Origin of the sequence: Gimesia chilikensis (assembly GCF_007744075.1) — a bacterium.
Classification (GTDB): domain Bacteria; phylum Planctomycetota; class Planctomycetia; order Planctomycetales; family Planctomycetaceae; genus Gimesia; species Gimesia chilikensis_A.
Genome location: NZ_CP036266.1, coordinates 1,833,192 through 1,848,015, shown reverse-complemented (window position 1 = coordinate 1,848,015; position 14,824 = coordinate 1,833,192). Strand labels below are relative to the sequence as shown.

General features: G+C 54.0%; 16 protein-coding genes. 12 read left to right on the top strand and 4 right to left on the bottom strand.

What is annotated here, in order from left to right; translation table 11 throughout:
- Positions 1 to 16: 16 nt before the first annotated feature.
- The 7 genes from HG66A1_RS07090 (at position 17) to HG66A1_RS07060 (ending at position 5,116) form a co-directional block, all read left to right on the top strand.
- Positions 17 to 1,237, top strand: a complete 1,221-nt coding sequence (locus tag HG66A1_RS07090) for a DNA polymerase IV (protein ID WP_197997017.1) — start codon at positions 17 to 19, stop codon at positions 1,235 to 1,237.
- Positions 1,237 to 1,707 carry a hypothetical protein gene (locus HG66A1_RS07085; protein ID WP_145181487.1) on the top strand — a complete coding sequence of 157 codons (471 nt, stop codon included), beginning with the start codon at positions 1,237 to 1,239 and terminating at the stop codon, positions 1,705 to 1,707. The genes HG66A1_RS07090 and HG66A1_RS07085 overlap by 1 nt, the downstream gene beginning before the upstream one ends.
- A 66-nt stretch (positions 1,708 to 1,773) precedes the next feature.
- Positions 1,774 to 2,691, top strand: coding sequence for a DUF6714 family protein (locus tag HG66A1_RS07080; RefSeq protein WP_145181486.1), 918 nt, complete (start codon positions 1,774 to 1,776; stop codon positions 2,689 to 2,691).
- 74 nt (positions 2,692 to 2,765) lie between these two features.
- Complete coding sequence (locus HG66A1_RS07075) at positions 2,766 to 3,629, top strand: substrate-binding periplasmic protein (RefSeq protein ID WP_145181485.1); 864 nt, start codon at positions 2,766 to 2,768, stop codon at positions 3,627 to 3,629.
- Complete coding sequence (locus tag HG66A1_RS07070) at positions 3,626 to 4,102, top strand: macro domain-containing protein (RefSeq protein WP_145181484.1); 477 nt, start codon at positions 3,626 to 3,628, stop codon at positions 4,100 to 4,102. The genes HG66A1_RS07075 and HG66A1_RS07070 overlap by 4 nt, the downstream gene beginning before the upstream one ends.
- A 127-nt stretch (positions 4,103 to 4,229) precedes the next feature.
- Positions 4,230 to 4,562 (top strand): PadR family transcriptional regulator, encoded by a 333-nt coding sequence (locus HG66A1_RS07065; protein ID WP_145181483.1) that lies wholly within the window; start codon positions 4,230 to 4,232, stop codon positions 4,560 to 4,562.
- Entirely contained in the window at positions 4,559 to 5,116 is a 558-nt protein-coding gene (locus tag HG66A1_RS07060) for a hypothetical protein (RefSeq protein ID WP_145181482.1), read from the top strand. Before HG66A1_RS07065 ends, HG66A1_RS07060 begins: the two co-directional genes overlap by 4 nt.
- A gap of 27 nt (positions 5,117 to 5,143) precedes the next feature.
- Here HG66A1_RS07060 and HG66A1_RS07055 read toward each other — a convergent pair whose 3' ends face one another.
- Entirely contained in the window at positions 5,144 to 5,608 is a 465-nt protein-coding gene (locus HG66A1_RS07055; protein ID WP_145181481.1) for a hypothetical protein, read from the bottom strand.
- 397 nt (positions 5,609 to 6,005) lie between these two features.
- On the opposite strand from HG66A1_RS07055, the gene HG66A1_RS07050 reads away from it, so the two are divergent.
- A complete protein-coding gene (locus HG66A1_RS07050) occupies positions 6,006 to 7,091 on the top strand; it encodes a cyclopropane-fatty-acyl-phospholipid synthase (protein ID WP_145181480.1) in 1,086 nt (361 codons plus the stop codon).
- 28 nt (positions 7,092 to 7,119) lie between these two features.
- Positions 7,120 to 7,530, top strand: coding sequence for a methionine-R-sulfoxide reductase (locus HG66A1_RS07045; RefSeq protein WP_145181479.1), 411 nt, complete (start codon positions 7,120 to 7,122; stop codon positions 7,528 to 7,530).
- Positions 7,531 to 7,534: 4 nt separating this feature from the next.
- Here the strand turns inward: HG66A1_RS07045 and HG66A1_RS07040 are convergent, their stop codons facing one another.
- A complete protein-coding gene (locus tag HG66A1_RS07040) occupies positions 7,535 to 9,142 on the bottom strand; it encodes a protein adenylyltransferase SelO (RefSeq protein WP_145181478.1) in 1,608 nt (535 codons plus the stop codon).
- Positions 9,143 to 9,405: 263 nt separating this feature from the next.
- Here HG66A1_RS07040 and HG66A1_RS07035 point away from each other — a divergent pair, with 263 nt between their 5' ends.
- Positions 9,406 to 10,611, top strand: a complete 1,206-nt coding sequence (locus HG66A1_RS07035; RefSeq protein ID WP_145181477.1) for a hypothetical protein — start codon at positions 9,406 to 9,408, stop codon at positions 10,609 to 10,611.
- Between the two features lie 54 nt (positions 10,612 to 10,665).
- On the opposite strand, the gene HG66A1_RS07030 is transcribed toward HG66A1_RS07035, so the two are convergent.
- Entirely contained in the window at positions 10,666 to 11,856 is a 1,191-nt protein-coding gene (locus HG66A1_RS07030; protein ID WP_145181476.1) for an aminotransferase class V-fold PLP-dependent enzyme, read from the bottom strand.
- Positions 11,857 to 11,903: 47 nt separating this feature from the next.
- Entirely contained in the window at positions 11,904 to 13,058 is a 1,155-nt protein-coding gene (locus HG66A1_RS07025; protein ID WP_197997016.1) for a serine hydrolase domain-containing protein, read from the bottom strand.
- Positions 13,059 to 13,333: 275 nt separating this feature from the next.
- Here HG66A1_RS07025 and HG66A1_RS07020 point away from each other — a divergent pair, with 275 nt between their 5' ends.
- A complete protein-coding gene (locus HG66A1_RS07020; protein ID WP_145181474.1) occupies positions 13,334 to 13,999 on the top strand; it encodes a response regulator transcription factor in 666 nt (221 codons plus the stop codon).
- Positions 14,000 to 14,275: 276 nt separating this feature from the next.
- A complete protein-coding gene (locus tag HG66A1_RS07015; RefSeq protein WP_197997015.1) occupies positions 14,276 to 14,710 on the top strand; it encodes a rhodanese-like domain-containing protein in 435 nt (144 codons plus the stop codon).
- The last annotated feature ends 114 nt before the right edge of the window (positions 14,711 to 14,824 follow it).

The window sequence follows — 14,824 nt, the reverse complement described above, 5'->3', positions numbered from 1 at the left end:
CTGATACCATGCCCGCATGGGCACGACTTTGATTGGACATATTGACTCGGACTGTTTCTACGTAAGCTGTGAAAGAGTAAGATCTTACACACTGCGCGGCGTCCCCTGTGGCGTCCTGGGCAACCAGGGAGCCTGCGTCATCGCCAAGAGTTATGAACTCAAATCCTACGGCGTTAAGACCGGGCACCCCATCTGGGAAGCCAAGAAACTCTGTCCTCACGCCGTCTTTGTCAAACGGGATTTCCGCTGGTACGAAGTCATCTCCCGTCGCCTGCTGGAACTGCTCAAAATGGTCAGTCCCCGCGTCGAATACTACAGCATCGACGAAATGTTTTTCGACGCCGGCGAACTTCAGCGCTACTTTCAACTCCCCCTGCAGGAAGCCACCCGGGCCCTGCAGACGCTCGTCCAGGATGAAGTGGGCGTCCCCGTTTCTATCGGCATTGCCCCTTCACGGGCTCTGGCCAAACTGGGCAGCGATGCCGCCAAACCGTTCGGCGTGCGCATCGTCGACAGGGAGAACTGCGAAGCCTTCCTGCGTTCGCAGCCGGTCGGCGAACTCTGTGGCATCGGCCGGCGGAGCGAACGCAAACTGCAGGACCGCAACATTCACACCTGCTGGGATTTCCGTCAGGCAGACCGCCTGCTGATCCGCGATCTGCTGACCATCAAAGGTGAAGCCCTCTGGTGGGAACTCCGCGGCGACTCTGTCACACCGATCCAGACCAGTCGGCCTCCCCACAAAGCAATTGCCCGCGGCGGTTCCTGTGGCGGCAAGACCAGCGATCCCGAACGGATCCGCGCCTGGGCCGTGCGGAATATTGAACGACTGATTGAAGCCCTCGACCATCACCGTGTCTACGCCCGGCACATCAGCCTGCAGATCGACGCCAACAAGACCGCGCTCTGGCTCGGACGCACGCCGCTGGCCGTCCCCTCCGCATCCTTTCGCACCATTTATGACGCCGTAATGCCCATGCTGGCCGCCGCCCCGCGAGAGCACCTCGTCAGTCACATGCATATCATCGCCGAAAATCTGGTCTGGCGGGACCGGATTCAAAAATCGCTCTTCTTCGAAGACGCCCAGAGCCCTCTGGATCAGATCAAACGCAACATCAACCAGAAACTGGGCCGCTTCGCGATCCGCAGTGCCGAAACACTGCCCCTGCATGAAATCTACCACGACACGACTCACAACTATGACATCTGTGACATTTCAGGAAAGATGTGCTTCTGATGTGTACTGCAATCACCCTGGCCTGGCGTGAAATCCCCCGTAAACTGATCCGTCGCTTTCAACTGGAAGAACGTGTCATTCAGCGTTCGGAAACCGCCGACAAGGAAATCCTGTTCCTGCAACGACACCGCCAGCCACTGCTCCCCGTCTTTTATCAGGGGGAACTGCAGATCCTCCCCTGGGGCAATCGTCAGCGCAACAGCAGCGCGCCCCTCGCCTGGTGGTGCGATGTCGCCACGCTCCAGTCGGGTGCCTGGGCCCAGTATCACCCGGAGCCGGTCGAAATCCTGGCGAACTTCGGACTTGAGCGGGGTGTCTGGTTTCTGATCCGCGAAGGCCTCCAGGGCGTCCTGATCCACGACCAGCGGGAACAGCCCTCTGTCTACCTGCTCCTGCAACCCGCCTCACACTATTACCAGGTCATGACCGGCTACCACCGCGAACCCGTCTTTCTGGGCGAACAGATTTGAGACAGATAAGTCCAACGGAACATTTTTCTGCTAGAATGCCTGATGCATTAAGGGAAGGATGAAACAATGTCAAATCCTGAAGAGGAAGCAGAGATAGATGCCACTCCCGAAAACATACGGATACGGGCCTGGGCTAAAAAAGATCCTAATACTGAATGGGTTCATCAAGACTGGGACATGGAGGTAGCACAAGCGAAGTATGCAGACCTGATCTTATCGCTGGTCGAGGAAGACTGCCCTCAGAGTGATTTCTTTGTGAGCTGTCTGTATCTACTCGTTGGTTCGTACTTCACTACCAACGGGAAATCTATTTCGCGCAACCAGATCGATGAGTTACTGAGTCAGGGAGAGCAGAGCAAAAACCAGAACGTACAACACTGGGTAAATCGCTCCCGTGCCTTCCTATTGAACCCAGAAAAGTTTGGACGAAACAGCTGGGCAGAAGGGGGCTGGGCACTAGATGAGCATATCTGGCGCTTACCAGATGAGGAAAGAGTAGCCATCATCGAAGAAATTACAGCAGCCTTTCATGGAGTACCTCGGGGAGAGATCACGCTCCATGAAGCGGATGTATGGGACAATTATGGTTCTGAGGAAGAAGCAGAGCAGGCCCGCAGTCTGGACACTGATAACTGCTGGGAAGATATTCCGGAAACATGGATCGAAGAGTGTTCGAGTGCCCTGCCTTTTCTTGACCCGCAAAGCTGGCGATATTACATCCCGGCCTACATGATCTGGACACTGAAAAACTACGAGAACAGCGATTCCATCGCCTCCGAATGGACGGTTTATACCTTTTGTATGCTGAACCGCTCAAAGCATGAACCAGATTCAAAAGAGAATGACCCGGAACGCTTTCAGCAGCTCAATCAGAAACAGTCGGCAGCCGTGTATCTGTTTCTGAAGTATATGGGAGAGCATTATCTTGATGCTGCAGAGGAAGCAATCCAGCAATACTGGAAAAAGTTCTCCCCTGCTGAGTAAGATTAACCTGTTGAACCCCCGACAGGCACGCATTATACTCCAGCAAAATCCCCCTTCACTCAGGAGAAACAAAGATGAATGGATGCCGACTGTCTACTGCCGCTGGTCTGATGCTGCTCGCGATGTGCCTGACCGCCTGTCAAAAATCAACGCCTGCGCCCCAGCAGGAAGAGCCCGGGATTACCGCCGAGACAGAAATTATCCCCGAACCCGATGCGGGCTCGGAAAAACAGCAGTTGAATGTTGCCATCAGTACGGACATCGCTCCTTACGTGATGCAGAACGCCACAACAGGCATCGAGGTCGATATCGCCACCCGGGCCCTGCCCGACTACAAGCTCAACTTCATTCAGATGCCTTATGCGAAACTGCAGGCCGCGGTCGCCGAAGATCAGGCCGATCTCGCTTTGGGCGTACAGCAGTTCAAAGACGTGGAAGGCATTTTCTACTCCGATAATTTCATCGACTTCATCAACGCCGCCATCACCAAAAAATCAGCGAAGCTCAAAATCGAAAAGGTCGCCGATCTGGCCGATCACAAGGTTCTCACCTGGCAGGATGCGTACCGCGAACTCGGGCCGGAATTCGAAAAGCTGTTCTCTCCAGATTCTCCGCAGCGCAAGAACTACGTCGAAGTCGCCGACCAGGGTCAGCAGGTTAAACAGTTCTGGGAAGACAAAGCCGCTGTCATCGTCATCGACAAGGCGATCTTCAACGCCATCAGTCAGGCCACCGGCCACAAGCTGGAAGAAGTCGAATACCATGCCATCTTCTCGGAAACCACTTACTTCAAAGCCAACTTCGAAGAACCCTCCGTGCGGGATGCCTTCAACGCCGGCCTGCAGAAACTCTGTCAGAGCGGAGAATACGCGAAACTGCTCAAAAAGTATAACATCGACCTGCCCGGCACCATCTGTGACCAGAAATCGAAACCGTGACCGAAATCAATTACCTGCAGGGAGATGCCACCCAGCCGCAATCGAAGGGCAACAAGATCATTGCGCACGTCTGCAATGATCTGGGCGGCTGGGGCAAAGGCTTCGTACTGGCGATCAGCAAACGCTGGCCGGAACCCGAAGCCGAATACCGCCTGTGGCACCGTGAACGCGCCAAGAATAGTTTCGGCCTGGGCGAAGTGCAGTTTGTGAACGTCGAGAAATACATCTGGATCGCTAATATGATCGGTCAGCGCGGCATGAAGACCGGCAGTAAAGGTCCCCCGGTCCGCTATCCAGCCATTGAACAGTGCCTGGCGACAGTCGCCGACAAAGCGGGAGAACTCTCCGCCTCCGTCCACATGCCCCGCATCGGCTGCGGCCTGGCCGGCGGCAAGTGGAATCAGATCGAACCCCTGATTCAGCACACCCTCTGCGCCGCCGGAATCGAAGTCTTCGTCTATGATTTCGGTTAACTGAATTCCGCTCACCTCATGCTCTCAACTCACTTTTCCAGTTCCGTTCATAATAATTCTTGACAATGCACTACATCGCATTATGATATACCTGATTAGAAGGTAGTCCTGTTCAGGAAGAATCAGCATGCAGAGTTGGATGAGCCAGTTACGGAAAGGGGTCACGGAACTGACAGTGCTGGCAGCGCTCCGCCAGGGAGAAGCCTACGGTTACGAGTTGCTGCAGCGGATTAACCACATTGAAGGACTGGCACTCACCGAATCGACCGTCTATCCGCTCCTGGCCCGCTTGAAACGCGAAAAGTTTGTCAGTGTCCGTGCGGCCCCCTCTCCCTCAGGACCACCCCGCCGTTATTACAAACTCACGGCAACTGGTCAGAAACGTTTACAGGAAATGCTGAGTCAGTGGAAGTTAATGGGAAACGCCGTCAGTCAATTAGCGGAAGGAGAACCGGAATGAATCACACACAGTCCAAGCTGACCGATGAAGTTCGCAGCCCACTGGATGAGTATCTGGACGCAATCGAACAGGTACTGGTGGAAACTGGTATCTCGCGTTCTGAACGCCGCAATATATGTGATGAAGTCGAAGCCCAGGTTCTGGAAATGGCCTGGGATCGCACAGGTGATCAACCAGACAAACAGGACATCAGCGCTATTATTGCCGAACTGGATGATCCCACTGCCTACCGAGACAGAGATGAATCATCAGCTGCTGCAGATTTACCACTACTATCCACGCAGTGCAGACGTCACCCGCTTGCGATGACCGCCTTGCTCCTGCCTGTCGCAGGATTGCTGCTGGTCTTCACTCCGCTGGCTCCACGCGGAGAGTCATTCACGTACGCATGGTTTGCTATCATCGGCTTTCTGAGCATCGTCTGCGCTGGGCTGGCGGTGCGCGACATACGTCTGACACCGGAACGATACTCCGGTATGGGGATCGCCATCGCCGGAGCTCTGTTCCTGCCTGTCGTTATCCTGGCAACGCTCTTCGTCCTGCAAATTACTTGAGGAAAATGCAGAATAGCGGTCCCTTACTCAATCGCCGACACCGAAATCGCTGTTGAACGCGTCTTGCACAATTCGGCGTTCGTGTCGCTGGTGAGCGATATAGCTGGTAATCCAGTCGCGTAGTTCATCGCGCAATTCACTGGCAATCTGTTGCATTTTCTGCAGCGGCTGTGAATCACGCATCCGGGTCCGCAGCTGATTCAGCTTCAGCAGAAGCTCACAGCGTTCCCGGTAAAGGTCTCTGACCTGTCCCTGCCAGTTCGGCTGTTCTTCCAGTACCTCTTCCAGGTAGCCACCTTCGTCCTGCAACTCGAATTCGCGAGGCATCGCGGACAAAAGCGTGTCGAGCACTTTCGAGATCCATTTCCAGGCGGCGGCATCGCCATCTGCTTCATCCAGTAAATCCAATAAGTCGCCAAGCAGAATATATTCAAGTGCGGAAATCTCTTCTAATGCACCATCGACCACAAGGCTTGTCTGTTTTCTGTTCATAAAAACTCCTTTAGCGGGCGAACGAACTGCAGAAAGGCGATCGCCCTGTTACTGGATTGATTGATGTTCCGTAGGCAACTCCTGTTTTTTCAGCGCGACCAATCAAAGAGAAATGAAATAAGAACGCTTGCTGTAGCAGTCAATAATTTACCATTCCCGCTCTCAGTCGTCAAAAAAATCTTTTGTTTCGCAGACAGAGAGCACCTTTATAAACATCATTCACATTTTCAATTCTGTACACTTCCAGCTCCAAAAGTCACTACGGGGAAAATGATTTAGGTCTCAGTTAATCATCCCAATACGGGCCGGCTGGTGATGGATTCTGAATTCTGCCTGAGATAAACTGAAAAGACCAATCTGAGTTTCTCAATCATCCCCTCAGCCAGGAGATCAGCCGATGCCAGCGACAACCGGAATGAAAGGGGGCGGCTATTATGATGCCAACTCTCGCGAACAGCGTTCCGCTTCGGATTCGTTTCTCCCCTGGCTGGAAGCAGCGATCGCCGACCTGCCCGCACCGACGGAAAGTCAGTCCAGTTGGAACGTACTCGACATGGGCTCCTCGGAAGGTGCCAACGCCATCTACACGATGAACCGGGTTGTCGCTGCCTTACGTCAACACACCGACTTACCTGTCTGGGCCCTGTTCGATGATCTGCCCACCAATGACTTCAACCAGCTGTTCCTGAATCTGTTTCCCGATCAGACCCCCGCACTTACCGCCCCCGATGTCTATACCGCAGCCATAGGTGGATCGGCTTTCGGCAGGCTGGTGCCACCGCGCACTCTGCACGTGGCAACCACATTCAATGCCATCGGCTTTTTTGAAAATAAGCCGCAAACGCAACTCCCCCATTTTGTGCTGGCGATGCAACCCAATCCTCGGGCACCGCGAGAGGGCGTTGCTGTCACTCCTGAGGAATTGCAACCCTTCCAGCAGCAGGCCCATCAAGATCTGTGTGAGTTTTATTCTGCCCGGGCCGCGGAACTGGTTCCCGGTGGTAAACTGCTGGTACAGGTCTTTGGACGTAATGAGAACCACTCTACTGGTCACGGGATCTGCGATGTGCTGAGTGACGCCCTGCTTGACTTTGTGGAAGCCGATCTGTTACCACAGACGTTCTACGAAGACTTTCTGTTCCCGGCCTACTATCGCAGCACACAGGAACTTGCTGCCCCCATCGAACAGATTCCGGAGCTGGCGTCTGCATTTCGAATAGAACACCTCGCCGACATCAATGCCCCGGTCCCGTTCAATGATGAATTTGCCCGCTCAGGAGATCGCAAAGCCTGGGCGAAAAGTTATACCGGCTTCCTGCGGGCATTTACAGAACCGGTGCTGGCGGCAGCCTTGCCTGCAGAGTTGGTCGCAGAACAGATCGTCGATAAAATATATCAGCGAATTGAACAACTACTGGCAGACAATCCCGAGCGGTATGAATTCCACTTTATTTCGATCGCCGCTCTGCTGACACGACTTTGACCAGCGACCATCAGACAGGAAGGATCTCATGTCTTCTGAACCAGCATATAATAAACTGACTCCCGAAGAAGAATACGTCATTCTGCACAAGGGGACGGAACGTCCGTTTGTGGGTGAATACACGGATCTCAAAGAGGAAGGCACCTTCATCTGCCGACGCTGCAACGCCCCGCTCTACCAGAGTGCCGATAAATTCCAAAGCCACTGCGGCTGGCCCAGTTTCGATGATGAACTGCCCGACGCCGTCGATCGCTTCCCCGACCCCGATGGCATGCGTACCGAGATCGTCTGCCATAACTGCGGTGGCCACCTGGGACACGTCTTCCTCGGCGAACGAATGACCGATAAGAACACCCGGCACTGCGTGAATTCCATCTCGATGAAATTCGTTCCCGCCGGCGAGACTCTTCCCCCGGTCGTGAAAGGCGAAAACGCCTGAGCGATCAGGAACTGCAGGACAGCATCGAACAGCCGGGACGATTCCGCGCCCACTCCGGTCGCTTTTCCGCAAACTGTTCGCGACCGGACTGTTCATCATACGGATGACGCAACACATCCAGTAATTCATTGACCAGGGAGAAATCTCCTTCCTCGGCTTTATCGATGGCCAGCTGTGCGAGATAATTCCGTAACACATACTTCGGATTGATCTGATTCATCCGCGTACGGCGTTCTGCTGGTTCAGTCCCATCCTGTTGCAGGCGATTCTGATAACGCCGCAACCAGTCGCAGATTTGCGTCTGAACGTCGCCGGTTACCTTCTCGGGAGCATAATAAGCATCCCGAAGTGGAGCGAGCAGCGTCTCATCGTCCTGATCCACGTCAGTCTCCAACAGTGCCAGTCTGCGAAAGAAGATCGTCATGTCGGTTTCCACCAGTTGCAGGACTTCCTGCAGTGATTCGATCAACGGCACATCTTCATCGGCCTGAAAGGAAGTCAGCCCGAGTTTCTCAACCATCATCTGCTGCCAGCCCTCCTGGAAGCGGTCAGCATATTGATCCAAAGCCTCTTGCAGCGGTTCGACTTCTTCGATCAGTGGATAGAGTGCATTCGCAAACTGCACCAGGTTCCACAGTGCAATCTGCGGCTGGTTACCGAAGCGATAGCGCCGACCTGAAGCATCGGTGGTATTCGGTGTCCAGTTCGGATCGAAATCTTCGAGCCAGCCATACGGGCCATAATCGATGGTCAACCCCAGGACCGACATGTTATCTGTGTTCATCACGCCATGCACGAAACCGACGCGCATCCAGTGAATGATCATATCCGCGGTCCGGCAGCAGACTTCCTCAAACCAGGCCAGGTAAGTATCTCGTCCCGGAACTCCGAGGTTGGGGAAATCGGTTTGAATCGTATAGTCCACCAGTTTTTTCAGCGTCTCTATTTCGCCTCGTGCGGCAAACAACTGGTAATTGCCGAACCGTAGAAAGGATGGTGCGACGCGACAGACCACCGCCCCGGGCTCCATCTGGGGATTGCCGTCATAAAACATGTCCCGCTGTACCTCTTCACCAGTAAGTACCAGGCTGAGCGCCCGCGTGGTAGGCACTCCGAGGTGATGCATGGCTTCACTGCACAGAAACTCGCGCACCGATGACCTCAGCACCGCCAGCCCATCTGCCATGCGGGAATAGGGAGTCGGGCCCGCTCCTTTCAGTTGCAGCGTCCAGTGCTCCCCTCGTGGGTTGACCACTTCACCCAGGTTGATGGCTCGTCCATCCCCCAGCTGACCGGCCCAGTTACCGAACTGATGCCCGCCGTAACACATGGCAAACGGGTCCATCCCTTTCAGCAGCTGATTCCCGGCAAAGACCTGAGCAAACTCCGGTGACTCGACCGCTTCCGATGAAAGTCCCAGGACCTCGGCCATCTCTCGCGAATAAGCGACAAGCTGCGGCTCCCGCACACTGGTGGGCGACACTCGCGAATAACAGGCCTCGCTCACCTGCCTGCGAAAATTCTTCGCCTCAGGGTCCGCGGGCAGCGCACGTGTAAACTGGTTATCAAATTCAAGCTCTTCCAGACTCTGGATCATTTTTTGACTGTTCATACTGCTATTTTAGCACTCTGCACTCGAAACGAAAACCCGGGGATATTTTACCAGAAGCCGGTGATCGAGAGTCGCGATACAATACCAGACACTTTTGTTCTAGAAACGTCAGACCATAAAACATCAGGCGTCGGGATTTCTCGACTGACCTTGCATACCTGTAGTGAATCCGCCATAGTTAACATAAACCATCCTTGATCCATTCCCATCACTCCGCCTCAGAGTGATCCGTCCTCTGCCAACCAGATTTCAGGAAGTCTGCCATGACTCTCATGAATCGCCGTGACTGGCTGCAACAGGCATCAGCAACATCACTCCCCCTGCTCCTCTCAGGCAATACCTTCGCTGCCGAAACGAAATCACGTGAGAAACTGCCAGTGGCAGCCATCGTGACTGAGTACACGCCTAACTCACATGCCGATGTCCTGGTAGGCAAAATTCTGGAAGGATTCCAACAACAGGGAGGTCCGGGCCCCGATTTGAAACTGGCGGCCCTTTATACCGATCAGGTTCCCCAGCGAAACATGAGTCGCGGCCTGTCACGGAAATATGGATTTCCCATCACAGACACAATCGAGGAAGCAATCACGCTGGGTACACAGCAGGTGCAGGTAGCGGGGGTCTTAAGTATCGGTGAGCATGGCAAGTATCCGTTTACGCCAATCACCAGACAGCACATGTATCCCCGTAAGCAGTTCTTCGACGAAATCACCGCCACATTTCAAAAGTTCGGCAAATCCGTTCCCGTCTACAACGACAAGCATCTCGGTTACCGCTGGCAGGATGCGAAAGCCATGGTTGATACGTCGCGCAAAATGGACTTTCCCCTGATGGCAGGCTCCTCACTGCCGGTCGCCTGGAGACAACCTACACTGACACTCCCGGAAAATTGCGAAATCGAATCGGTACTGACGATCGGCCGCGGTAATTTCGAAGCACACGGCTTTCACGCCCTGGAAGCACAGCAGTGCCTGATCGAACATCGTCGGGGTTCCACCGGCGTCACCGCAGTCGAAACGGCACAGGGCAAACAGATCTGGGAAGCTGAGCAGGCAGGAAAATGGAATCGCGAAATGCTTAAAGCCGCCCTGGCCGTGATACCTAATGTCGCGAAAGGCAAGTGGGAAGAGATTCTCAAAGACGACAGTGCCTTCTACTTCCTGGAACATCAGGATGGATTAAAAAGTACCGTCGCGATGGTCAACCGACTCAGCCGGCATTACGCGGTCGCCGTCAAATTGAAGGGTGAGGACCAGCCGCGGGCCACCTGGATCAAGCTTGAACTGGATCCCCCGTTCGGGCACTTCGCCTACCTGTTGAAAGCCATTGAGCACATGATTCACACAGGCCAGCCCGCTTACCCGGTCGAGCGCACACTACTCACCACCGGCATTCTGGACACCGTCATGCATAGTCTGGCAGCAGGGGGCAAACGCATTGAAACACCGCAACTGGCCATCGACTACTAAGCAGTCCGCTGGCCGTATGCGAACCAGAAGACCTGAGTGAATTTACCCCGCATCTTATGTCAGTTCTTCGCACAGTCTCCGGGCCAGAACGCTGACCTGTTCAGCCTGCAGGCACAACGGATTGATCGTCAGAATTCCTTCGTGCAGACGTGCGTGTCCGACGTAAATCGGCGGTTTTCCTTCGCGTAACTTGCGGCAGACCTTAAAGGCATCACTATCCTCCACCTGAATTTCCAGGATCGGCCAGCGCTGTGGGTCTTCCGGAATCACCAGGTAACACGAAGCACGGACATCGGCTATCTCTACTTCCTCTGCCACTTTTTCTAACCAGCTGCGATATTCCAGGTTCTGCGCGTCGTACGCCCCGGAGGCAAACAGATCGAGGGCCGTCAGGACTGCGATGATCTCTTCCTTGGAAACCTTGAGCGCTCTGCCAATCCCATGCCGTGGCAGGCCTTTCAGTTGGGTGGCATCAATCAGCCCTTCCGCTGGCGACCAGAGTTCATAATGATCGTCCATGTCCAGCATCTGTAGAGCAGCGGAAGAGATCAGATTGCGTTTACCACACAATAGCCCCGTGGACTGTGGTCCGCGGATCGCCTTTCCTCCACTGAAGGCGACGAGGTCGGCTCCAGTCGCCGCGATCTCCCGCAGATTCTCTCGAGGCGGCAGTTCCCCGGCGGCATCAACGATCACGGGTAATCCATGCTCGTGCACCACCTGGACCACTTCACTCAACCCCGGCGCAGAGTCCGCTGCATGCACATAGACGATCCCCGCAGTCCGCTCTGTAATCGCCGCTGCATATTCCCAGGCCTCTGTCCGCCGGACTCCTGCATTCGAAACGATCTCATTGAAACCAACCTCGACCAGCCGGGCTCCTGCCGCCCGAATCGCATGATCGTAGCCACTGCGCTGTTCCCGTGCGATGATGAATTCATGAGGAAACTCATCACAATGAGGCAGTTGCTCTATCCGTCTGAGATTGTGTCCCGCCAGAATCGCCGCGGTCCCCAGTGTCAAAGCGCCCGCGGCACCGGAGGTCACCAGTCCCGCTTCGGTTCCGGTCTGGGCAGCAATCTTTTTGGAGGCAGCGGCCTGCAGTTGTTCCAGGGGCACCCACTCCTGTGCTCCCTGGTGAAACGCCTCAAGCACCTCTGCGGGCATTGGCGCGCCCCCCAGTCGGGTCACACTGCCACAGGCATTGATTATCGGTTCCACTCCCAGTTCCCGGTAGACACTCATCAGCCTTGCTTTCTCTTCAGTCGGATAGTTTACAGAATCGAACCGAGTCACTTGCTATAGCGCTGAAGTGCCCAGTCTCGGAATTTGTTTTTGGCCTGGGCTCCCTTTCCGGGAAATCCGCCATGCTGCACCATCCAGATGATGACGATCCCCTGTTCTGGATGTACTTCCATATTCGTTGCGTGCGCACCACCGTGCCCGAACCAGTCGGGCCCCACAGATAATCCCAGTCCATAGCTCTGCTTCACTGTCCCAGGAGTCTGTCGGCTCGTCAGTTCCTGAAAGGCAGCTTTACTCAAGTAACGCCGTCCATTCAGTTCCCCTTCATCCAGGAGCATCTGACAGAATTTTGCCGTATCCTGTGCGGTAGAAAACAGTCCCCCGGCTGGCATCGGAAAGCGACCGTTATGACTGGTCAGGGGATAGGTCAGTTGCGTCAGCGGAAATTCGACCAGGTGTTGCTTCGACTCATCGGGCCGGTATGATTTCGCCAGCCGCGTAACCTGCTCCTCACTGGGCCAGAACGTGGTGTCTTTCATTCCCAGTGGATCAAACAGACGCTGCTGCATGAAATCCTCGTAAGGAGCGCCGGTAACCACTTCGATGATTCGTGCCGCAGTATTAATACCGGCATTCGAATACTGGTAATGCGTCCCCGGCTGGGTCTGCAGCGGTGTGATAGCATAACTCCGAACTGCAGTCTCCAGTGGAAGAGCATCCAACGCTGGAACTTCAACGGCAGATTTAAATGGTAAACCACTCATATGACTCAACACTTCACGAATCGTGATGGGGTGAGTCGGCTTTTTGAGTAACCTGTGATGTTCGTCCTCTTCCACCAGCACCATCTGACTCCGGAATTCAGGCAGATATTTTTCGACCGGATCATCCAGCGAAATCTTCCCTTCATCCACCAGCATCATGACCGCGGCCGCAGTCATGCCTTTCGTCTGGGAAGCGATCCAGAACATCGCATCAGGCGGCATTTTTTTCTGTTTCGCAATGTCGGCATAGCCTACGGTCTCTGTCGAAAGAATTTCATCCCGACCTGCGACCAGTGCAACCGCCCCTGCCAGTTCTTCGCGCTCAACAAAAGGCTGCAGGAGACTCGCAGCCGATCCGGGCGGTTCTGCGACCGCATTACTGACGGAGAAACAGACAATCCATAAACAGGACCAGACAGTAAATGCGGCGCGATTCAAGGCGAGTCTCCCTGGGTATGTAATCAGTGATGAGATCAGCACACAGTGGCTGACAGGAATGCGCCTTTCAGCAGAAACCTGTACAGTCACGTCGTATCGGTCATTTTAACAGACAACGAAATCACAGGATAGAAACCAGAGATGATCTATCGAAGCAGTTTTCGGGATTGTATAATTCTAGTCTGACACCAGATCGTCTGAATTGAAAACGAACGGTTCCGCAACCAGTCGCAGACGGTTTTCTGGTCAGCCAACTGGGAATCAGGGGCCTCTGAATGGAAAATACGACTCAGTCTAAAACCCGGATCATGATTGTGGACGATCATCCGATTGTCAGGGAAGGCTATTCCCGATTGATCGAACGTGAAGACAATCTGCAGGTCTGTGCTGAAGCTGACAGTAAATCCGTCGCCCTGAATCAGATCATGAACGATCCGCCCGATCTGGTAATTGTTGACATCTCTCTGAAAGATGGCAGTGGACTGGAGCTGATTAAAGACATCAAGGCCCAGTTCAAGCAGATCAAAATGCTCGCCGTCTCCATGCACGATGAAAACCTGTTTGCCGAACGCTGTATTCGAGCCGGCGCTCTGGGCTTTGTCAATAAGCAGCAAGCCCCCGAGCAACTGGTCACCGCCATCCATCGGGTACTCTCGGGAAAAGTTTTTCTCAGCTCCGAAATTACAGAACGCATGATCTGCCGTTCCATTGGATCAGTGAATTACAGCGAAGAGTCTCCCATTGAAACGCTCTCCGATCGCGAACTGGAAGTATTCGAACAGATCGGCTTGGGAGAGACGACACGCCAGATCGCCGAAAAGCTGAACCTGAGTCCCAAAACCGTTGAAACCTATCGGGAAAACATCAAACACAAGCTGAACCTCGATAATGCGACGGAATTGATCCGCAATGCGATTCAATGGGTCCTGGAAAAGAAATAGTTCTTCCGCGACAGGGAGACTTACTCTCAGGCACAGGCGTCTTTAATTTCACTTCCCCTTGTTGTCGCAGACTCCCTGAAAATCTGCCTGGGGTAATTCCTGATGGCAGCGTCGGAAGTTCCCCCCAGACCTATACCCCTGATTGCCTGATAGCAGGACATCCCGGACCTGGATTAAAATACTCACAGTCCGAAGATAACTTCGAGTCCGAGCGTTTTGCCATCTCAGCATGAACTCAACCGCCAAAAGAGTTTTCAAGAGTAAAGAATGCAGGCCATGACCACAATTGGTAGAAATGATCTTCAGCAACTACTGGCATCTTGCCCCAGCTTGCTGCTTCTGGATGTACTACCCCAAAATTCATACAAGGAATATCACATCAGAGGGGCCATCAATGCCCCGTTCGACCATCGTTTTGACAGTGAAGTATCTGCACTCTGCCCGGACAAATCACAAACCATCGTCATTTATGGAATGAACTTTGAATGTCCGATCGCCACTCAGGCTCTGCAACGACTCGGCGAACTGGGATACGAAAATCTCTTCCATTATGAACCCGGCAAAGTCGACTGGAAAGCGGCTCTGCTACCTGTTGAACAGGGGCCTGCCGTACGCAATTCACTGGAAATTGAACAGGCCGACAAAGAGCAGCGATTCCTGTTTCTACTCTCGCTCACTCAGGCACCCCTGTTTGATCTTCTGCAGCTCTGACCAGAGGCCCTGCGGAGAGATGCGCCAGGGTCTCACATGAAATGAAAACAGTCACGCTACAAATTCCAGGGTGAAGTCAGGAGCTTGCAACGTGACTGATGTCTGCCTGGCGGA

Excerpts from the sequence above, each read along its gene's own strand:
- HG66A1_RS07090 (WP_197997017.1), top strand. The coding sequence starts at position 17 with ATGGGCACGACTTTGATTGGACATATTGACTCGGACTGTTTCTACGTA.
- HG66A1_RS07085 (WP_145181487.1), top strand. The coding sequence starts at position 1,237 with ATGTGTACTGCAATCACCCTGGCCTGGCGTGAAATCCCCCGTAAACTG.
- HG66A1_RS07080 (WP_145181486.1), top strand. The coding sequence starts at position 1,774 with ATGTCAAATCCTGAAGAGGAAGCAGAGATAGATGCCACTCCCGAAAAC.
- HG66A1_RS07075 (WP_145181485.1), top strand. The coding sequence starts at position 2,766 with ATGAATGGATGCCGACTGTCTACTGCCGCTGGTCTGATGCTGCTCGCG.
- HG66A1_RS07065 (WP_145181483.1), top strand. The coding sequence starts at position 4,230 with ATGCAGAGTTGGATGAGCCAGTTACGGAAAGGGGTCACGGAACTGACA.
- HG66A1_RS07060 (WP_145181482.1), top strand. The coding sequence starts at position 4,559 with ATGAATCACACACAGTCCAAGCTGACCGATGAAGTTCGCAGCCCACTG.
- HG66A1_RS07055 (WP_145181481.1), bottom strand. The coding sequence starts at position 5,608 with ATGAACAGAAAACAGACAAGCCTTGTGGTCGATGGTGCATTAGAAGAG.
- HG66A1_RS07050 (WP_145181480.1), top strand. The coding sequence starts at position 6,006 with ATGCCAGCGACAACCGGAATGAAAGGGGGCGGCTATTATGATGCCAAC.
- HG66A1_RS07045 (WP_145181479.1), top strand. The coding sequence starts at position 7,120 with ATGTCTTCTGAACCAGCATATAATAAACTGACTCCCGAAGAAGAATAC.
- HG66A1_RS07040 (WP_145181478.1), bottom strand. The coding sequence starts at position 9,142 with ATGAACAGTCAAAAAATGATCCAGAGTCTGGAAGAGCTTGAATTTGAT.
- HG66A1_RS07035 (WP_145181477.1), top strand. The coding sequence starts at position 9,406 with ATGACTCTCATGAATCGCCGTGACTGGCTGCAACAGGCATCAGCAACA.
- HG66A1_RS07030 (WP_145181476.1), bottom strand. The coding sequence starts at position 11,856 with ATGAGTGTCTACCGGGAACTGGGAGTGGAACCGATAATCAATGCCTGT.
- HG66A1_RS07020 (WP_145181474.1), top strand. The coding sequence starts at position 13,334 with ATGGAAAATACGACTCAGTCTAAAACCCGGATCATGATTGTGGACGAT.
- HG66A1_RS07015 (WP_197997015.1), top strand. The coding sequence starts at position 14,276 with ATGACCACAATTGGTAGAAATGATCTTCAGCAACTACTGGCATCTTGC.